At 68.1% G+C, this 19354-nt stretch carries 21 protein-coding genes; 12 read left to right on the top strand and 9 right to left on the bottom strand.

The window, feature by feature from the left end; translation table 11 throughout:
• Positions 1-46 precede the first annotated feature (46 nt).
• The 6 genes from FIU83_RS08440 to can all read right to left on the bottom strand — a co-directional run bounded on the left by FIU83_RS08440 (position 47) and on the right by can (position 6599).
• On the bottom strand, positions 47-1093 hold the full coding sequence (locus FIU83_RS08440; protein WP_152483642.1) for an ABC transporter ATP-binding protein: 1047 nt from the start codon (positions 1091-1093) through the stop codon (positions 47-49).
• Positions 1093-2112: an ABC transporter ATP-binding protein gene (locus FIU83_RS08435; RefSeq protein ID WP_152483641.1), complete on the bottom strand. Its 1020-nt coding sequence runs from the start codon at positions 2110-2112 to the stop codon at positions 1093-1095. The genes FIU83_RS08440 and FIU83_RS08435 overlap by 1 nt, the downstream gene beginning before the upstream one ends.
• A gap of 4 nt (positions 2113-2116) precedes the next feature.
• Positions 2117-3073: an ABC transporter permease gene (locus FIU83_RS08430; RefSeq protein ID WP_216645075.1), complete on the bottom strand. Its 957-nt coding sequence runs from the start codon at positions 3071-3073 to the stop codon at positions 2117-2119.
• Positions 3070-4116 (bottom strand): ABC transporter permease, encoded by a 1047-nt coding sequence (locus tag FIU83_RS08425; RefSeq protein WP_152483640.1) that lies wholly within the window; start codon positions 4114-4116, stop codon positions 3070-3072. Before FIU83_RS08425 ends, FIU83_RS08430 begins: the two co-directional genes overlap by 4 nt.
• Before the next feature lie 107 nt (positions 4117-4223).
• The gene (locus tag FIU83_RS08420) at positions 4224-5798 is read right to left on the bottom strand and encodes an ABC transporter substrate-binding protein (protein WP_152483639.1); all 1575 of its coding nucleotides are present in this window, start codon (positions 5796-5798) and stop codon (positions 4224-4226) included.
• 147 nt (positions 5799-5945) lie between these two features.
• A complete protein-coding gene (gene can / locus FIU83_RS08415) occupies positions 5946-6599 on the bottom strand; it encodes a carbonate dehydratase (protein ID WP_152483638.1) in 654 nt (217 codons plus the stop codon).
• 149 nt (positions 6600-6748) lie between these two features.
• On the opposite strand from can, the gene gorA reads away from it, so the two are divergent.
• From gorA to FIU83_RS08395, 4 genes are all read left to right on the top strand, one after another.
• Complete coding sequence (gene gorA / locus FIU83_RS08410; RefSeq protein WP_152483637.1) at positions 6749-8110, top strand: glutathione-disulfide reductase; 1362 nt, start codon at positions 6749-6751, stop codon at positions 8108-8110.
• Between the two features lie 261 nt (positions 8111-8371).
• Positions 8372-8950 (top strand): diaminobutyrate acetyltransferase, encoded by a 579-nt coding sequence (ectA, locus tag FIU83_RS08405; RefSeq protein ID WP_152483636.1) that lies wholly within the window; start codon positions 8372-8374, stop codon positions 8948-8950.
• 117 nt (positions 8951-9067) lie between these two features.
• A complete protein-coding gene (ectB, locus tag FIU83_RS08400; protein ID WP_152483635.1) occupies positions 9068-10333 on the top strand; it encodes a diaminobutyrate--2-oxoglutarate transaminase in 1266 nt (421 codons plus the stop codon).
• 98 nt (positions 10334-10431) lie between these two features.
• Positions 10432-10845, top strand: coding sequence for an ectoine synthase (locus FIU83_RS08395; RefSeq protein WP_152483634.1), 414 nt, complete (start codon positions 10432-10434; stop codon positions 10843-10845).
• A gap of 101 nt (positions 10846-10946) precedes the next feature.
• Here the strand turns inward: FIU83_RS08395 and FIU83_RS08390 are convergent, their stop codons facing one another.
• A complete protein-coding gene (locus FIU83_RS08390) occupies positions 10947-11486 on the bottom strand; it encodes a DUF3833 domain-containing protein (RefSeq protein ID WP_152483633.1) in 540 nt (179 codons plus the stop codon).
• Positions 11487-11751: 265 nt separating this feature from the next.
• Here FIU83_RS08390 and FIU83_RS08385 point away from each other — a divergent pair, with 265 nt between their 5' ends.
• The 8 genes from FIU83_RS08385 to FIU83_RS08350 all read left to right on the top strand — a co-directional run bounded on the left by FIU83_RS08385 (position 11752) and on the right by FIU83_RS08350 (position 17646).
• Positions 11752-12603, top strand: a complete 852-nt coding sequence (locus FIU83_RS08385) for an ATP-dependent zinc protease (RefSeq protein WP_152483632.1) — start codon at positions 11752-11754, stop codon at positions 12601-12603.
• Between the two features lie 51 nt (positions 12604-12654).
• Entirely contained in the window at positions 12655-14160 is a 1506-nt protein-coding gene (locus tag FIU83_RS08380) for a UUP1 family membrane protein (RefSeq protein WP_152483631.1), read from the top strand.
• A gap of 3 nt (positions 14161-14163) precedes the next feature.
• Positions 14164-15126: an alpha-L-glutamate ligase-like protein gene (locus FIU83_RS08375; protein WP_152483630.1), complete on the top strand. Its 963-nt coding sequence runs from the start codon at positions 14164-14166 to the stop codon at positions 15124-15126.
• Positions 15127-15196: 70 nt separating this feature from the next.
• Positions 15197-15667: a Fur family transcriptional regulator gene (locus tag FIU83_RS08370; protein WP_152483629.1), complete on the top strand. Its 471-nt coding sequence runs from the start codon at positions 15197-15199 to the stop codon at positions 15665-15667.
• The gene (gene hisI / locus FIU83_RS08365) at positions 15664-16104 is read left to right on the top strand and encodes a phosphoribosyl-AMP cyclohydrolase (protein ID WP_152483628.1); all 441 of its coding nucleotides are present in this window, start codon (positions 15664-15666) and stop codon (positions 16102-16104) included. Before FIU83_RS08370 ends, hisI begins: the two co-directional genes overlap by 4 nt.
• A gap of 48 nt (positions 16105-16152) precedes the next feature.
• Complete coding sequence (gene yidD / locus FIU83_RS08360; protein ID WP_152483627.1) at positions 16153-16470, top strand: membrane protein insertion efficiency factor YidD; 318 nt, start codon at positions 16153-16155, stop codon at positions 16468-16470.
• A 99-nt stretch (positions 16471-16569) separates the two neighbouring features.
• On the top strand, positions 16570-17154 hold the full coding sequence (locus FIU83_RS08355) for a DJ-1/PfpI family protein (RefSeq protein ID WP_152483626.1): 585 nt from the start codon (positions 16570-16572) through the stop codon (positions 17152-17154).
• Between the two features lie 93 nt (positions 17155-17247).
• The gene (locus tag FIU83_RS08350) at positions 17248-17646 is read left to right on the top strand and encodes a ribbon-helix-helix domain-containing protein (RefSeq protein ID WP_152483625.1); all 399 of its coding nucleotides are present in this window, start codon (positions 17248-17250) and stop codon (positions 17644-17646) included.
• Here FIU83_RS08350 and FIU83_RS08345 read toward each other — a convergent pair.
• Together FIU83_RS08345 and FIU83_RS08340 are read right to left on the bottom strand one after the other, a co-directional pair.
• Positions 17610-18041, bottom strand: coding sequence for a SufE family protein (locus tag FIU83_RS08345; protein WP_152483624.1), 432 nt, complete (start codon positions 18039-18041; stop codon positions 17610-17612). The two genes, FIU83_RS08350 and FIU83_RS08345, sit on opposite strands and share 37 nt — an antisense overlap.
• A gap of 37 nt (positions 18042-18078) precedes the next feature.
• Positions 18079-19320 carry a site-specific integrase gene (locus FIU83_RS08340; RefSeq protein ID WP_253939573.1) on the bottom strand — a complete coding sequence of 414 codons (1242 nt, stop codon included), beginning with the start codon at positions 19318-19320 and terminating at the stop codon, positions 18079-18081.
• Positions 19321-19354 lie beyond the last annotated feature (34 nt).

The raw sequence follows: 19354 nt of genomic DNA, 5'->3' as shown, positions 1-19354 counted from the left end.
CAGGGCCGGGTGTCACACCCGGCATTGTGCCACACCCGCCGGGGCATCAGTCGATGCGCCCCTCCTCCACGGCGTGACAGGCCACCTGGCCACCGTCGTCGGTGGCGATCAGCGCTGGGACCTCGCTGCGACAGCGCGCGTCAGCGTGGGGGCAGCGCCCGTGGAAGACGCAGCCCGAGGGCAGGTTGACCGGCGTGGGCACCTCGCCCTGCAGGCGGATGTGCTGGGGGCGATCGTCCTCGAGGCGCGGGATGGCCGACATCAGCGCCTGGGTATAGGGGTGGCGCGGCCGGGCGAAGAGCGTCGCCGTGGGTGCCACCTCGCAGACCCTTCCCAGGTACATCACCGCCACCCGGGTGCCGAAGTGCTCGACCACGGCGAGGTCGTGGGTGATGAACAGGTAGGTCAGGTTGCGCTGCTGCTGGGCCTCCATCAGCAGGTTGAGCACCTGGGCCTGGATGGATACGTCCAGCGCCGAGATCGGCTCGTCGGCGACGATGAACTCCGGGTCCACCGCCAGCGCCCGGGCGATGGCGATGCGCTGACGCTGTCCGCCGGAGAACTCGTGGCCGTAGCGCCCGCCCCAGTCGGCGGCGATGCCCACCGAGGCCATCACCTCGGCGACCTGCTCCTTGACCCTCTGGGGCGACCAGTCCGGATGGTGCAGGCGGATCGGCTCCTCGAGGGTCTGCTGGATGGTCATGCGCGGGTTCAGCGACGCATAGGGGTTCTGGAAGATCATCTGCATGCGGCGGCGATAGGGCATCAGCGCCTGGTGCGAGAGGTCGTCGATGCGCTCGCCGTCGTAGCGGATCTCGCCGGCGCTGGGGTGGATCAGGCCCATCACGGTGCGCGCCACGGTGGACTTGCCGCAGCCGGACTCGCCGACCACGCAGAGCGCCTCGCCGCGCTGGATCTGAAGGTCGACGCCGTTGATGGCGTGCACGTGCTTCTGCTCGCGGACCAGCTTGCCGCCCTTGAACTTGAGCTGCTCGAGGAAGTCGCCGGAGAGCGAGAAGCGCTTCTCCACACCGCGGATCTCCAGCAGCGGGGAGGCGGGCTCGGCGGCGGTGGCGTGGGCAGTCGAACTCATCAGCGGATCTCCTCGGCCGGGATGCGCTCGCGATCGAGCATCTCGGCGACCATGTGGCAGGCGACCCGGCAGTTGCCGGAGGTCACGAAGTCGGGCACGTCGTCGGTGCAGGCGTGGCGGGTCGAGCCGTCGGCGCGCTCGACGAAGCCGCAGCGCGGGTGGAAGGCGCAGCCGCTCGGCAGGTTGTCCAGCGACGGCATGCTGCCGGGGATCTGGTTGAGCCGCGCGCCGGGCGTGGCCATCTGCGGCAGGGCGTTGATCAGCCCCTGGGTGTAGGGGTGCTGCGGGTCGTTGATGATCTCCCGGGTCGGGCCCTGCTCGATCACCCGGCCGGCGTACATCACCAGCATGCGCTGGGTGACCTGGCTGACCACGCCCAGGTCGTGGGTGATCAGGATCAGGCCGACGTTGTGCTTCTCGCAGAGCTCGAGCAGCAGCGCCATGATCTCGGCCTGGATGGTCACGTCCAGCGCCGTGGTCGGCTCGTCGGCGATGATGATGTCCGGGTCGAGGAGCAGCGCGATGGCGATGATCACCCGTTGGCGCATGCCGCCGGAGAGCTCGTGGGGGTACTGGTCCAGGCGCGCCGCGGGCGAGGGGATCTGTACCTGCTCGAGCTTGCCAAGCGAAATCGCCCGGGCCTCCCGGGTGGAGATGCGCCGGTGTGCCTTCAGGCACTCGACCATCTGTTCGCCGATGGTCAGTACCGGGTTCAGGGTCATCATCGGGTCCTGGAAGATCATCGACATGCGGTGGCCGCGCACGTGGCGGAGCGCCCGGTCGCTCATGTCGGTGAGCTCCTGGCCATCGAAGCGGATGCTGCCGCCGGCGATGTAGCCGGGCTTGGCGATCAGGTTGAGCAGGCTGAAGGCCGCCACCGACTTGCCGGCGCCGGACTCGCCCACGATGCCGAGGCGCTCGCCGCGCTCCAGGCTGAAGCAGACGTCGCGCAGGGCCTGGACATCGCCGCGGCGCAGGGCGAAGCGCACGTCGAGGTTGGTTACATCGAGGAGTGCCATGGGATCAGCCCTTGTAGAGTCGCGGATTGAGGACGTCGCGCAGCCAGTCGCCGAGCAGGTTGATCACCAGCACCAGCGCCACCAGCACCAGGCCGGGGATCAGGGTGATCCACCAGGAGCCGGACTGGATGTAGTCGAAGCCGGACTTGATCAGCGAGCCCAGCGACGGCTGGGTCTCGGGCATGCCGAGGCCGAGGAAGGAGAGCGCCGCCTCGGAGATGATGGCGTTGGCCACCTGCACCGTGGAGATGACGAAGATCGGCGACAGGGTGTTGGGCAGGATATGGCGGAACATGATCCGCCGGCTGGAGAAGCCCATCACCCGGGCGGCATCGACGTACTCCTTGCCCTTCTCGGCGAGCACCGAGGCGCGCACCGTGCGGGCGTACTGGGGCCACTCGGCCAGGCCGATGATCAGCACCAGCAGCGGTACCGCGTAGGCGCTGTAGGTGGCGCCGCCGAAGATCGCCTTGACCAGGGCGCCGACCACGATGGCCACCATCAGGGTCGAGAAGGAGAGCTGGATATCGGCCAGGCGCATCAGGAAGGCGTCGACGCGCCCGCCGAGGTAGCCGGCGAGCAGCCCGAAGCTGACCCCCAGCAGGGCCTGCAGCGCCACGGCGCCGAAGCCGATGACCAGCGACACCCGGGCGCCGTAGAGGATGGTCGAGAGCAGGTCACGGCCCTGGGCGTCGGTGCCCATCACGTAGGCCGGATCGCTGCCGTCGACCCAGAAGGGCGGCAGCTCCGAGGCGAGGATGTCGATCTGTGCCAGGTCGTAGGGGTCCATCGGCGCCAGCCACGGGGCCAGCACCGCGACGCCGACCAGGGCGATGAACACCGCGAGGCTCACCTGGGCGATGGGGTCGCGCAGAAAGCTGTAGAGCAGGTAGGAGCCGCGGAAACGCGACCAGCGGCTCGCCACCGGCGCGGCTGCCATGGAAGAGTTCGTGGTTGTCATGCGGGTTTCCCTGTCAGCTTGACGGTGGGATTGACCAGGCCGTAGATGAGGTCGACCAGGGTGTTGGTGATCACGAAGATCAGCCCCACGATCATCAGGTAGGTCACGATCAGCGGCACGTCGGAACGCTGGATGGCGTTGAGGAACATCAGCCCCATGCCCGGCCACTGGAAGACCGTCTCGGTGAGGATGGTGTAGGCCACCAGGGTGCCGATCTGCACCCCGCCCACGGTGATCACCGGCAGCATGGTGTTCTTCAGCGCGTGGATGAAGTAGATGCGGCGCAGCGAGATCCCCTTGGCCCGGGCGAACTTGACGTACTCGGACTGCAGCACCTCGAGCATCTCGGCGCGGATCAGGCGGATGAACAGCGGCAGCATGATCGAGGCCAGCGAGACCGCCGGCAGCACCAGGTAGGTCAGCCCCTCCAGGGAGGCGAAGTTGCTGTCCCAGGTGCCGAAGACGTTGACCGGATCGCCGCGCCCGTAGGCCGGCATGCCGCCGTCGGTGGAGAGCGCCTCGTTGAGCCAGGCGCCCCAGCCGGTGTCGGCGGGGAAGGGCGAGAGGCTCACCCCGATGGCGAAGATCTGGATCAGCACGATGGCGGTCAGGAAGACCGGTATCGAGATGCCGATGATCGACACCCCCATGAAGAAGCGCGACAGCCAGGCCCGGGGCCGGATGGCGCTGTACACGCCGATCGGGACCGACAGCGCGATAATGAGGAACGTACTGGCCGCCACCAGCTCCAGCGTCGCCGGCAGGTGGCGCAGGATGACCTCGGTGGTCGGCTGGTTGAAGGTGTAGGAGTAGCCGAAGTCGAACTGGACGGCGTTACCGGCGAAGCGCAGGTACTGCACCAGGAAGGGGTCGTTGAGCCCCAGCTCCTCGCGCAGGGCCTCGCGCTCGCTCTCGGGCACCGACTGGCCGACCATCTGCTGGATGGGGTCGCCCAGGTTGTCCTGGATGGCAAAGGCGATGATGCTGATGACGAACATCACCAGCAGGGCATGGTAGAGGCGCTTGATCAGGAAAGCGATCATGGCTGGCGTCCCGTGTGCAACACGCGGTGACGCACTCGGGCATCGAGCGCGCCACAGGGGTCAGGGTTTCGAGGGCCGGCCCCGAGGGGGCCGGCGTGCGGCAGGGGTTACTCTTCGTGGATGACCAGGTCCCCGAGGTAGGGGAAGTTCATCACGTTGAGCACCGGCTCGATGTCGACGTTGGCGGCCGAGGCCCAGGCCAGGTCCTGCCAGTGCAGCGGCACGAAGGCGGCCTCGTCGTAGAGCGTCTGCTCGACCTGCTGGAGCATCTCGGCGCGCTTCTCGAGGTCGACCTCGAGATTGGCCTCGGCGACCAGCTTGTCGAGTTCCGGGTTGCAGTAGTTGCCGGCGTTGTACTGGCCGGCGCCGGTGTCGGGGTCCGGGCAGGCGGTCAGGTACTCGTGGAAGTTGGCGGAGTCCTCGGTATCGGCGTGCCAGCCGATCATCATCATGTCGGCGGCGCGATCGTCGTACTCGCCCCAGTACTGGGCCTTGGGCAGCGTCTTGAGGTCCACCGTCACGTTGATGCGCGCCAGCATGGCGGCCACCGCCTGGGCGATCTTGGCGTCGTTCACGTAGCGGTTGTTGGGCGCCATCATGGTGATCTCGAAGCCGTCCTCGTAGCCGGCCTCGGCCATGAGTTCCTTGGCCCGCTCGAGGTCATAGCGGAGCTCGAGGTCCGCGACGTGGCCGGCGTAGCCGTCCGGCGAGAACTGGGCGGCGGGGGTGGCGAAGCCCTTCATCAGGCGGTCGGCGATGCCCTCCTGGTTGACGGCGTAGGCGAAGGCCTGGCGCACGCGGGGGTCCTGGAAGGCCTCGACGCGCTCCTGGTTCATGTGGAAGAAGATGATCCGGGTGCCCGACATGGTCACCAGCTGGACGTCCTCGTCCTCGCGCACCCGCTCCAGGTCGTTGGGCGGCACCGGGGCGATGAAGTCGACGTCGCCGGAGAGCAGGGCGGCCACGCGGGTGGCGTTCTCGCTGATCGGGGTCATGACGATCTCGTCGACGTTGCCCGGCGACGCCTCGTCCCAGTAGTCATCGAAGCGCTCGAAGGCGATGCGCACCCCCTGCTGGCGTTCCGTGACCACGTAGGGGCCGGTGCCGGAGAGGTGGGTCGAGGCGAAGGAGTTGCCGTTCTTGACGATCTCGTCCTTGGGGTCGCCGTCCTCGTCGGTGCCGCCGTAGAAGGCGCTGTCCATGGGGAAGACGTAGGTGGCCAGGTTCAGCAGCAGCGGGTAGGGCTTGGTGGTGGTGATCTCCACCGTGGTGTCGTCGACGGCGGTGACGCTCGCGATCGGCTCGAAGATCGCCTTGAAGTCGGGGCTGCGCTTGAGGCGCTCGATGGTCCAGACCACGTCCTCGGCGCTGAAGGCGTTGCCGCTATGGAAGGTCACGTCGTCGCGCAGGGTCATGCGCATGGTGGTGTCGTCCACCTGCTCCCAGTCGGTGGCCAGCCGCGGCTCGAAGGAGAGATCCTTGTTCCAGCGCACCAGCGGGTCGAAGCTCATGTGGGAGAGCTGGAGGATGCCGCCGGAGAGCTGCTCGTGGATGTCCAGCGAGACCGGGTCGGCATCGTAGGCCATGCGCAGGCTGGTCTCGGCGCTGGCCACGGAGGGCAGCACGGCGGTGGTCATGGCGGCGCCGATCACGCTCGCCAGCAGGGTCTTCTTGAAAGTCATGTGTCGTTCCATGCCGGGTGACTTGTTATTGGTGTAATGACCGCGACGGTCCCGACACAACATAGAGAGCCCGGTGGCCCATGCCCAATCGAAATTTCGACACAGGCCATGCGCCCGGCGAATGAGCCCGCCGGGGCGAACGACACATCAGTCCTCGCTGGCCGGCGTCAGGCGACCGATACGGTAGAGAGTAGCGACCTGGTCGAGCCCCGAGACGCTGCACTCCAGGTCGGTGACGCGACCGTCGTTCAGGCCATAGACCCAGCCGTGGACGGCGAGCGCCTGGCCGCGCTGCCAGGCCCGCTGGAGGATCTTGGTGCGACACAGGTTGTCGACCTGGGCCTGGACGTTGAGTTCGCACATCCGATCCACCTGCTCGCCGAGCGGCAGTGACTCCAGGTCGCCGCGATGGCGGCTGTAGAGCTCGCGGACCGAGTGCAGCCAGTAGTCGACCATGCCGCACTCGTCGCCGGTCACGGCCGCCTTGACCCCGCCGCAACCGTAATGGCCGACGATCATGATGTGCTTCACCTTGAGCACATCGACCGCGAACTGGACCACCGAGAGGGCGTTCATGTCGTTGTGATGCAGCAGGTTGGCCACGTTGCGATGGACGAAGACCTCGCCGGGCGGCAGGTCGATGATCTGGTTGGCCGGCACGCGGGAATCGGAGCAGCCGATCCACAGATAGTCGGGGTTCTGCTGCTGCGACAGCCGCACGAAGAAGTCGGGATCCTGGCGACGGACGCTATCCGCCCAGTCGCGATTGCGATCGAGCAGCTGCTGCATTTCGGTTTTCATGGAGGAAGGCTTCTCTGGAGAACGGGCCATGGGTCGCCCGCATTCTGATCACCGCCATAGCCAGGGTCAATGGAATGGCCCTCCCTGGCCCCGTCCGCGGCTGGTATGATCGCGGCCAATCAAGACGACACCACCATCAGGAGACTACTGTGTCCGAGTACGACTACGACCTCTTCGTGATCGGCGCCGGTTCCGGCGGCGTGCGCGCCGCCCGCACCGCGGCGGCCACCGGCGCCCGGGTCGCCGTGGCCGAGGATCGCTACCTGGGGGGCACCTGCGTCAACGTCGGCTGCGTGCCCAAGAAGCTCTACTCCTACGCGGCCCATTTTCACGAGGCCTTCGAGGATGCCGGCGGCTTCGGCTGGCACCTGGCCGAGCCCCCGCGCTTCGACTGGGCGACCCTGCGCGACAACAAGATCGGCGAGATCAAGCGACTCAACGGCATCTACGGTCGACTGCTGGACAGCGCCGGGGTGCGCCTGATCAACGCCCGGGCCCGGGTGGTGGACGCCCATCACGTGGAGGTCGGCGACGAGACCGTGAGCGCGGAGAAGATCCTGGTGGCCGTGGGCGGCTGGCCCTGGGTGCCGGATTTCCCCGGCAAGGAGCTCACGGTCAACTCCAACCAGGTCTTCGATCTCGAGACCTTCCCGGAGCGCTTCCTGGTGCTCGGCGGCGGCTACATCGCGGTGGAGTTCGCCAGCATCTTCAACGGACTCGGCAGCGACACCCACCTGGTCTATCGCGGCGACCTGTTCCTGCGCAGCTTCGACCAGGAAGTGCGCGAGTTCACCCGGGACGAGATGGCCAAGAAGGGCGTCAACCTGCACTTCGGCGCCAATATCGAGGCGATCGAGAAGGTCGAGGGCGGCCTCCGGGTGACCCTGACCAGCGGCGAGACGCTCGAGGTGGACGCGGTGCTGGCGGCCACCGGCCGTCGTCCTCACCTCGAGGGGCTCGGGCTCGAGGCGCTGGACGTGGCCCTCACCGACAGCGGTCACCTGGCCGTCAACGAGCGCTTCGAGACCTCGGTGCCGTCGATCCTGGCGCTCGGGGACGTGACCGGGGGCCCCGAGCTCACGCCGGTGGCGCTGGCCGAGGCGATGCAGCTGGTCCGCCATCACTTCGAGCCGGGCGAGCCGGCCCCGCTGGACTACCGACATATCCCCACGGCGGTGTTCTGCCACCCCAATATCGGCACCGTGGGCCTCTCCGAGGCCGAGGCCCGGGAGGCCTGCGGCGAGATCCGGGTCTACACGGCGGACTTCCGCCCCATGAAGCACACCCTCTCGGGCAGCGGCGAGCGGTGCCTGATGAAGCTGATCGTCGACGACGAAAGCGATGTGGTGGTCGGTGCCCACATGGTAGGCGAGGAGGCCGGCGAAGTGATCCAGGGGATCGCGGTGGCCGTGCGTGCGGGGCTCACCAAGGCCGACTTCGACGCCACCGTGGGCATCCACCCCACCGGCGCGGAGGAGTTCGTCACCATGCGCACGCCGACCCGCCGCTGAGCGCCGGCTGCGGCACGCGATAAGCCACGGGCCACCCTCTGGGTGGCCCGTTTGCGTTGGGGCGCCTCAACGCTCCCGCGATTCCACCATGGGCTATTCTGAAGGCGTGGTGAACGGGCGCCGGGCCTGGCATGGCGGGGCCTGGACCCCTTCGGCATAATGATATTTTATGATAACGGAGCGCCTGGATAACCATGATTTTGAATTGCTAATAAGGCGCTGTTATAATCCCGCTCACATTCGCTACAGCGAACCACCGACATGACCGCAACCACCGAGCCCTTTACACCCTCCGCCGACCTGGCACGGCCCACCGTGGCCGACGCCGTGGTCGGCCACGAGGCCTCGCCGCTGTTCATCCGCAAGCCCAACCCCGATGACGGCTGGGGCATCTACGAGCTGGTCAAGTCCTGCCCCCCGCTGGACGTCAATTCCGCCTACGCCTACCTGCTGCTGGCGACCCAGTTTCGCGACAGCTGCGCCCTGGCCACCAACGAGGAAGGTGAAGTGGTCGGCTTCGTCTCCGGCTACGTCAAGAGCAACGCGCCCGACACCTACTTCCTGTGGCAGGTGGCGGTGGGCGAGAAGGCGCGCGGCACCGGACTGGCGCGCCGCCTGGTGGAAGCCGTGATGACCCGCCCGGAGATGGCCGAGGTGCACCACCTCGAGACCACCATCACTCCGGACAACCAGGCCTCCTGGGGCCTGTTCCGGCGCCTCGCCGATCGCTGGCAGGCCCCGCTCAACAGCCGCGAGTACTTCTCCACCGACCAGCTCGGCGGCGAGCATGACCCGGAAAACCTCGTGCGCATCGGCCCCTTCCAGACCGATCGCATCTGATCACCCGCTACACATGGGTCCGGCTGCCCGGCGGGCGGCCCGGGCCCCTGCGTCTCTCACGACCGTCGCCACGGTCCGTTTCCCCTACACCTGTCCAAGACCCATAGGAGGTCGCTCATGCAGACCCAGATTCTCGAACGCATGGAATCCGAGGTTCGGACCTATTCACGCTCCTTCCCGGTGGTCTTCACCAAGGCCCAGAATGCGCGCCTGACCGCCGAGGACGGCCGCGAGTACATCGACTTCCTGGCCGGTGCCGGCACCCTGAACTACGGCCACAACAACCCGCAGATCAAGCAGGCGCTCCTCGAGTACCTCGCCGAGGACAACATCATCCACGGCCTGGACTTCTGGACCGCCGCCAAGCGCGATTACCTCGAGACCCTCGAGGAGGTCGTCCTCAAGCCCCGCGGCCTTGACTACAAGGTCCAGTTCCCCGGGCCGACCGGCACCAACGCCGTCGAGGCGGCCATCCGCCTGGCGCGCAACGCCAAGGGCCGCCACAACATCGTCACCTTCACCAACGGCTTCCACGGCGTGACCATGGGGGCGCTGGCCACCACCGGTAACCGCAAGTTCCGCGAGGCCACGGGCGGCGTGCCCACGGTCGGCGGCAGCTTCCTGCCGTTCGACGGCTACATGGGCGAGGGCGCCGATACCCTGGACTACTTCGAGAAACTGCTCGGCGACAAGTCCGGCGGCCTGGACGTGCCGGCCGCGGTGATCGTCGAGACCGTGCAGGGGGAGGGCGGCATCAACGTCGCCGGCCTCGATTGGCTCAAGCGCCTCGAGCGGATCTGCCGCGACCACGACATCCTGCTGATCGCCGACGACATCCAGGCGGGCTGCGGCCGCACCGGCAAGTTCTTCAGCTTCGAACACGCCGGCATCACCCCGGACATCGTCACCAACTCCAAGTCGCTCTCGGGCCTGGGGCTGCCGTTCGCCCAGGTGCTGATGCGCCCGGAGCTCGACGTCTGGAAGGCCGGCCAGTACAACGGCACCTTCCGCGGCTTCGCGATGGCCTTCACCACCGCGGCCGCCGCGCTGCGCACCTTCTGGGCCGACGACGCCTTCGAGAAGGAAGTGACCCGCAAGGGCGAGGTGGTCGCCAAGCGCTTCCAGAAGATCGCCGCCATGCTCAACGAGATGGGCTTTGAGGCCAGCGAGCGCGGCCGCGGGCTGATGCGCGGCATCGACGTGGGCAGCGGTGATATCGCCGACAAGATCACCCACAAGGCCTTCGAGCACGGGCTGGTCATCGAGACCAGCGGTCAGGACGGCGAGGTGGTCAAGTGCCTCTGCCCGCTGACCATCACCGACGAGGAGCTGACCCGTGGCCTGGATATCCTCGAGGCCAGCGCGCGCGAGGCGCTGAGCTGATACGCTGACAGGGTCGCCCGATCACGCGGTGGGGCGGCCCGGTCCTCGACCGGCCGAGGGCTCGGCCGGTTCGCCATCGACATTACTGGAGAGACTTCATGATCGTTCGCAATCTCGAGGAAGCCCGCAAGTCTGACCGCCTGGTCAAGGCGGAGAACGGCAACTGGGACAGCACCCGGCTGTCGCTGGCCGACGATGGCGGCAACTGTTCGTTCCATATCACTCGGATCTATGAAGGGACCGAGACCCACATCCACTACAAGCATCACTTCGAGGCGGTCTACTGCATCGAGGGCGAAGGCGAAGTGGAGACCCTGGCCGACGGCAAGATCTGGCCGATCAAACCGGGTGACATCTACATCCTCGACCAGCACGACGAGCACCTGCTGCGGGCCAGCAAGACCATGCACCTGGCCTGTGTGTTCACGCCGGGCCTGACCGGCAACGAGATCCACCGCGAGGACGGCTCTTACGCGCCGGCCGACGAGCCGGACGACAAGACGCCACTCTGATCACGGCATGAGTCGTGCCGATGCGGCGTCGGGTGCCTGACACCCGACGCCGCACCGATCGTCGCGTCGCCCCAGATCCCCGGGATCTGGGGCGGCGTCGTTCAGGGAGTGCGATCGAAGACGATGGTGATCTCGGCCAGGGTCACCCCGAACTTGCTCATGGCCGTGCGGTTGATCAGCCGGCCGTCGGGCTGAAGGTACATCCAGTCGTCCATGGTGAAGGTGAGCTCGCGGCCCGAGACCTCGACGGGCAGTCGATAGCGCATGTTGAAGACGTGCCCGGCCTGGCGCGCCTCGACGGGTCCCTCTACGTCGTTGGCACGACCGAGCCAGGTGGCATCATTCTGGCGTTCGAAGGTCCAGACGCGGCGATCCGTCTCGCCGTCCTGGTAGGTGAAGCGCTCGTCGAGGGTCAGGGTGTCTCCCTCGAGGGTGCCGTCGATCACCACCGTGAAGCGCCGCTGCACCTCGCCGCGGTAGTCCTGCACCATGCCCCAGGCGCGGGCCTGTCCATCGAAGTACTCGCCGATGTCGAGCCGCGGCGTGGTGCCGGCGTAGCGCTCGACGTCGATGCCGCTGCAGCCGGCGAGCAGCAGGATAGATAGCAGGGTGAGAAAGCGATAGCGCCATTTCTTGTACATGATCTATCCAGTAGATTTGGTAATGTACAGCGTAGGCTAGCGGATCGCCGTCGATGGTGCCATCCGGTCATCGCTGCGGGGCCGGTGAAGCGCGCGATGGCGGCTTCACGGCGCGCCACCATAATGGTCGTATAATGTATATTATGTTAAATAGCGTCATTCCCGCAGGATGAGCTCAACCATACTGTCGCCGTGCGTCGACGTTGGACAAGGCTGGCGACGACTCCTTATCATCATGCATCACTCTGCTGTTCGAGCCCTGTCCATGCGTCTACGCCTGCCGTTTGCCGGCACCCTCGCCCTCACTTCCCTGCTGTTCGGTGGCTGCACCTTCCTCCCTGAGCGAGCGCCGTCGCCGCCCCCGGTGACCAGCGCGGAATTCGAGACGCGGGTCGCGCAGCTGGAGAATTCGCTGATCGCCCGCTGCGATGCGCGCCAGGAAGCGCGCCTGGATCGCCAGTTCCGCCATCAGCAGGCGCTGACCGCCGACGTGCGGGAAGTCGGCAGCCTGCTGCGTCAGCTGCGCGGTGACGTCGCCCGACTCGGGCCGCCGGACGCGCCCCATGATGCGACCCGCCAGTGCGTCGACGCCGAGCGGACCAGCCTCGACAACAAGGAGGTCCTGGGCCGCAGCGAATGGATCGGCCTGCCCGACGTCGGCACCTACCTCAAGGCGCGCATCGACTCAGGCGCCACGACGTCCTCGCTCTCCGCCACCGAGATCACCCGCTTCGAGCGCGACGGCGAGGACTGGGTGCGCTTCAAGCTGGGGCTCAACGAGGACGACAGCGTCGTCGAGGGCGTGCGCGGCGAGTGGATCGAGGCGCCGGTGGATCGGCGCGTGCGCATCATCCAGGCCACCGGTGAGGAGTCCCGGCCGGTGATCAGCCTGCTGATGACCCTGGGGCCGCTGCGCGAGAAGGTGCAGTTCACCCTGAATGACCGCACGCACCTCGATCATCCCGTGCTGCTCGGTCGCCGCTTCCTGCTCGATATCGCCATCATCGATGTCGCCGAGCAGTACCTCCATGCGCGTCCCGAGTTTCCCGGTGGGCGTCCGGCAGCGGATGCCGGCGCCGACGAAGCCACCGATGCCGATGCCAGCCCCGAGGGCTGACGCCTTCATCCGGGCCTGCCTCGGATCGCCCGTCACCCCCAAGGAAGATACATGTCACGACTGCCCTTCTACCTGATCGTCGCCCTCCTGCTGGTCTCCGGCGCCGCCCTCAGCATCCACCGCCACGTGCAGTTCGAGGTGCCCTGGACGCCGGGCGAGCTGCGCCAGGTCTGGGAGATCGAGGCCCAGGTCAACTTCACCGCCGACGGCGGGCCGGCCAAGGTGAACATGGCGCTGCCCTCGAGCCAGCAGGGCTATCGCATCCTCACCGAGCACACCGCCTCGCCGGGCTACGGCCTGGCCTTCCTCGAGGAAGAAGGGGGGCGTCGTGCAGAGTGGTCCACCCGCGAGGCGACCGGCGACCAGCAGCTCTACTACAGCGTCCAGGCCCTGGTGGCCCCCGAGGCGCGCAACACCCAGATCGAGTCCCCTCCCCTGCGCCGCGACATCCTCTGGGAGTCGCCCTATGACACCGCGGCCAGCCAGGTGATCGATCGTGCCTGGTCGCGCAGCGCCGACCACTTCACCTTCGCCCGGGAGCTGATCCAGGACTTCACCGACGAGCGCCAGGGCGAGAACGCGCGGCTGCTGCTGACCCAGTTCGATCGAACGCCGCTGCTGGTGCGCCTGCTCAACCAGGCCGGGGTGCCGGCCCGCGAGGTCAGCGGCCTGATGCTGGATCATGGCCGGCGCCGCCAGAACCTGATGTCGTGGATCCAGGTCTTCGAGGAGGACGAGTGGGCGTTGTTCGATCCGCGTAGCGGCGCACAGGGACGCCCGGACAACCTGCTGCTCTGGGAGTCCGCCGGCCAGGCCGTGCTCGAGGTCCAGGGCGGCACCAACTCGCGCATCAACTTCTCGATGCTCTCGCGCAACCAGCCGGCCGCCGCCGCCGTGCGCAGCCAGCTGGCCGACGACACCCTGCTCAACTTCTCGATCCACAGCCTGCCTCTCGAGGAGCAGGCCCTGTTCCAGACCATCCTGCTGATCCCCATTGGCGCCCTGGTGGTGGTGCTGCTGCGGGTGCTGGTGGGCATCAAGACTTCGGGCACCTTCATGCCGGTGCTGATCGCCCTGGCCTTCATCCAGACCACCCTGGTCACCGGCCTGGTCGGCTTCCTGATGGTGGTCGCCGTGGGCCTGGTAATCCGCAACTACCTGTCGTACCTGAACCTGTTGCTGGTGGCGCGAGTGACGGCGGTGATCATCACGGTCATCGCCATCATCTCGGTCTTCTCGGTGCTCTCCTACCGGTTCGGGCTCAATGCCGGCCTGACCATCACCTTCTTCCCGATGATCATCCTCTCCTGGACCATCGAGCGGATGTCGATCCTGTGGGAGGAGGAAGGGCCCAAGCAGGTGTTGATCCAGGGCGGCGGCAGCCTGATGACGGCGGTGCTCGCCTACCTGGCGATGAACAACCCCTGGATCCGCCACATCACCTTCAACTTCCTCGGCGTGCAGCTGATGCTGATGGGCCTGATCCTGCTGCTCGGCAACTACACGGGCTATCGCCTGCTCGAGCTGCGCCGCTTCAAGCCGGTCACGGAGGACTGAGGCATGTGGACGACCCCCGCGCGCCTGCGCGCCAAGGACATCATCGGCATGAACCGGCGCAACATCCGCTACATCGGCCGCTACAACAACCGGCGGCTCTACCCGCTGGTCGATGACAAGCTCAAGACCAAGCTGCTGGCCCAGGAATACGGCATCACCACGCCGGCCCTGATCGGCACCGTGACCACCCAGTTCGGGGTCAAGCACATCCGCGAGATGCTCGCCGGCCACTCGGGCTTCGTGATTAAGCCGGCCAAGGGCAGCGGCGGCAAGGGCATCCTGGTCATCGAGCGGGTCGAGGGCGACCGCTACATCAAGCCGAGTGGCGCTCAGCTGCGCCTCGAGGACGTGGAGCGCCACGTCTCCAACATCCTCTCGGGGCTCTACTCCCTGGGCGGCTCGCCGGACGTGGCGCTGGTCGAGGCGCTGATCAACTTCGACGACTCCTTCGCCGAATACACCTACGAGGGGGTGCCCGACATCCGGGTCATCGTCTTCAAGGGCTACCCGGTGATGGCGATGATGCGCCTCTCCACGGCGGCCTCGGATGGCAAGGCCAACCTGCACCAGGGCGCCGTGGGAGTGGGCATCGATATCGCCAGCGGCACCGCGATCCGCGGCGTGCAGTTCGACCGCACCTGTCACGACCACCCCGATACCGGCCACGAGCTCGCCAGCCTGCATATCCCCGGCTGGGAGACGCTGCTGCTGCTCGCCGCCGGCTGCTACGAGATGACGGGCCTGGGGTACCTGGGCACCGACATGGTGCTCGACCGCGCCCACGGCCCCATGCTGCTGGAGCTCAATGCCCGGCCGGGCCTGGCGATCCAGATGGCCAACGGCGAGGGGCTGCGCTCGCGACTCGACCTGATCGAACGTCAGCCGGAGGGCGTCGCCGCCGAGGAGCGCATCGCCTTCTCGCAGCATCACTTCGCCCGCTCGAGCGAGCTTCGCGAGTCCGCCTGAGACCCCGGGTGGCCCCTCGGCGGGCGGCCGCGTAGAATATGCGCTTCCTCCAGCCACCGCCCCGGGTGCCATGACCGATCCACGCGACATGATCCGCCAGGCCGAGCAGCAGTGCCAGCAGCGCGGCGCGCGCTTCACGCCGATTCGCCGCCGCGTGCTGGAGCTGATCGCCACCACCCGCGGCGGCCTCAAGGCCTACGAGCTGCTCGACCGCCTGGCGGCCGAACACGCGGCGGCGCGCCCGCCCACCGTCTACCGGGCCCTCGAGTTCCTGATCGACCAGGGGCTGGTGCACCGCATCGAGTCCCTCAACGCCTACGTGGCCTGCCCCTGCCCGGAACACGCCCACGGCTTCCAGCTGCTGATCTGCCGCCACTGCGGGCGCGTCGAGGAGCTGCACCTGGACGAGGTCAACGACCACCTCTCGCGACGCGCCCGGGAGCTCGGCTTCGAGGTCCAGCGCCAGACCATCGAGCTGCTGGGCCAGTGCGACGCCTGCCGCCAGGCCCCCTCTCCTGCCCTCTCCGCGGAGACGCCATGAGCACGACCTTCAAGGCCCTCGAACGGGCCCCCCGTGACAGCCGCCGGCCCCTTGGCGAGATCCTCGACGCCGTGGCCTTCAACGCCGACGGCCTGATTCCCGCCATCGCCCAGCAGCACGACAGCGGCGAGGTGCTGATGATGGCCTGGATGAATCGCGAGGCCCTCGACGAGACCCTGCGCACCGGCCGGGTCTGCTACTGGTCGCGCTCCCGCGGCAAGCTGTGGCGCAAGGGGGAGTCCTCGGGCCAGCAGCAGCACCTCAAGGCCGCCGCCCTGGACTGCGATGGCGACACCCTGCTGCTGCATGTGGATCAGACGGGGCCGGCCTGCCACAGCGGGCGGCGCAGCTGCTTCTATGTGGCCCTGGAAGGCGACGAGGCGCGCATCGACAGCGACCCGCTGATCGACCCCGACACCCTCTACGCCAGGGGCTAAGGTGAAAAGGGTTGAGATGAGCCGGGCCGAGATGCACAAGGCCGAGCCGTGAAACGCCTCGCGGCCCTGCTCTCACGCGCCCTTGGCGGGCTTCTGATCGCCCTGGTCCGGCTCTACCAGGTCACGCTGAGCCCGCTGCTCGGGCCGCGCTGCCGCTACTGGCCGAGCTGCTCGGCCTACACGGCGGAGGCGCTGAAGGTACACGGGCCCCTCAAGGGGGGCTGGCTGGGCGTGAAGCGCATCGCGCGCTGCCATCCCGGCGCCGCCGGCGGCATCGATCCGGTGCCGGGCGGTCCCAGCGAGACGCTGTGCCGCGAGGACCCGGAACTCGACGAGCACTTCCGCTGCCGCCCCCGTCAGGACTGACCGACGCACCGCTGGCTGTAGTAGCCGGCTACCACCCCTCCCCCGACCGCCCATGCCAGACTGGCCTCTCCGTGCAACCCAGCCAAGAGGAGAACCCCCATGTCCGGCAAGCGCATCCTGATGCTCTGCGGCGATTTCGCCGAGGACTACGAGACCATGGTCCCCTTCCAGGCCCTCCAGGCCGTGGGCCATCGCGTCGACGCGGTCTGCCCCGGCAAGGGCCCCGGGGACACCGTGGCCACGGCGATCCATGACTTCGAGGGCGACCAGACCTACACCGAGAAACCGGGCCACCGCTTTGCCCTCAATGCCGGCTTCGACGCGGTCGACCCGGCCGCCTACGACGCCCTGGTGATTCCCGGCGGTCGCGCACCGGAATACCTGCGCCTCGATGCCCGGGTGATCGAGATCGTCCAGCACTTCTTCACCACGGACAAGCCCGTGGCGGCGGTCTGTCACGGTGCCCAGCTGCTGGCCGCCGCCCGGGTGCTGGAGGGGCGCCGCTGCGCCGCCTATCCGGCCTGTCGTCCCGAGGTGGAGCTCGCGGGTGGCCACTATGCCGATATCGCCGTGGACGACGCGGTGACCGACGGCAACCTGGTCACCGCACCGGCCTGGCCGGCCCACCCCGCCTGGATCGGCCAGTTCCTCGCGCGTCTCGGTACGCGCATCAGCCACGCCTGAGGCCCGGCTTGCCGATCCCCCGGCCAGGCGGCATGCTGTCGCCTGGCACCCCGAGCGGTGCGCCTGGACCATGCCGCCAAGGAGACCGGGACCATGTGCAAGCTATTCACCGACGCCGACCCCGCCCTGTGGGCGTCGCACACGCGCTCCGTGCGCCTAGAGGGCGTCAGCACGAGCGTACGGCTCGAGGGCTTTTTCTGGGGCGTGCTCGAAGAGATCGGCCATCGCGACGGCCTGGGGCTGAGCCAGCTACTCTCCCGGTTGTCACGGGAGTGGGTGGAGGCGGGGCGCGACCCCGACAACTTCGCCTCCTTCCTGCGTGTCTGCTGTGGGCGCTTCCACGCGCTGCAGCTCGCCGGTGAGGTGCCGACCCAGCCGCAGGAATCCCTCGCCGACCTGGATGCCGAAGGCATCCTGGCACGGGAGCGGCAACGTCACGCCGCCAGCGCGGGGGGTCACGCCGAGGCCGCTTCCTGCTCGGCCACCCGGTAGATCCGCTCCAGCATGGCATTCAGGCCATTGCTGCGGGTCGGCGAGAGGTGCTTGTCGAGCCCCAGGTCCTTGAGGAAGTGCGGGCTGGTGTCGCGGATGTCCGCCGGGCGGCGGTCGTTGTAGATGCGCATCAGCACGGCGATCAGCCCGGAGACGATGGCGGCGTCGGAGATCGCCTGGAACCGGAGTCGCTCGCCGTCGCGCTCATGGTGCATCCAGACGTTGGACTGGCAGCCCTGGATCTTCAGCGCGTCGGTCTTCCACTCCTCGGGGAAGGCCGGCAGCTGCTTGCCCATGTCGATGATGTACTGGTAGCGATCCATCCAGTTGTCGAACATCTCGAACTCGTCGAGAAGCTCCTGCTGGGCCTGTTCGGCGGTGGTCTCGGTGCTCATGATCTCTCCTCGGGACAGTGGGCACCAGTATACCGACTCAGGCGCCCCATCTCGATCCTCCGCCGCCGGCCTCGTCGTCTCCGGGCCCGGCGGCGAGGCCGTGGCGCGCCTGCTGGCGATGCCACTCCTCGTCCTCGGCATGCAGGTAGCGCGCCGTGGTGTCGAGCCGCGAGTGGCGCGCGGTCCCCGCCAGGTAGCGAAGCTCCACGCCGGCCTGGGCCTGGTGGGTCAACGCCGTATGGCGCAGCCAGTGGGGCGTGGCCTGGCGCAGGCGCGCCGCGGCCTCGCGGGCCTCGTCGCCCTGCTCGGCCTCCAGGACATTGGCCGCCTCGCCGAAGGCGTCGCGAATCAGCCGGTAGAGCCGGTTGTCGCCCAGCCCCCGCGCGCCATCCAGCGCCCTGAGCAGCGGGCCGTCGTCGTCCGATGCGGGATGGGGCGGCAGGCCCAGGGCCTCCCGCCAGGCCGCCAGCAGGGCCAGCATGTCCGGCGGCACCGGCACCTGCGCCGCCTTGCCGCCCTTCCCCACCACCCGCCACCACCAGCGCCCCTCGCGGCGCACGAAGTCGTTCATGCGCGCCGCACTCATCTCGCCGATGCGCGGGGCCAGCAGGTAGGCGAAGCCGAAGACCAGCCGGCGGCGTGACCGCTCGAAGGCCTGGCGGGGCGTGGCGTCCGCCGGCAGCGGCCGATCGAGCCAGGCCCAGAACCAGTCCCACAGTGGCCGCTCCAGGTAGCGCTCGATGCCGCCCTGGCGATTGTCCAGGCGGCGGCGCTTGTCGCGCATCAGGCGAAAGGGGTTGTGGCCGACCCAGCCCGCCTCCACGAGCCAGGCGTACATGCCCTGCAGGATGACCAGGCTCTGGCGGCGGCTCGCCGGTGACAAGGGCCCCCGGAAGGGCCGCCAGCGCGGGTCCTCGCGGGGCCGCACCGGGCCGATCCAGCGCTCGGCCGGCCGCGGGTCGGCGAGGAAGGCCTCGAAGGCATCCAGGTCCTGGCGACGCAGCTCGCCGAGCCCCCTGCCCTGCTCGCCCAGCCACAGCAGCAGCCGCTCCGCCTCGCGCCGATAGGCGCGCCGCGTCTGGCCGCTCGCCCGATACTCGGCGAGCCAGCGCGCCACCGCCTCGGCGTCGCTCGCCGCCTCGATATGCGCGCCGGGTACGGGGGGGCGGCGAGGCTCCGCGGCCGGATCTCGCCCCGGCGCGATCGCCAACGCCATGAGCGACCCCGGGTCAGCGTCCGCCTCGCCCTTTCCAACCTGCTGATTATCCTCGTCTTTCATCGCGCCTCGCTGTCCGTCTTTCGCGCCCGCCGTG

The organism is Halomonas sp. THAF5a, assembly GCF_009363755.1.
Lineage (GTDB): Bacteria > Pseudomonadota > Gammaproteobacteria > Pseudomonadales > Halomonadaceae > Halomonas.
The sequence above is the reverse complement of the archived record's forward strand: the minus strand, read 5'-3'. Positions and strand labels throughout refer to the sequence as shown.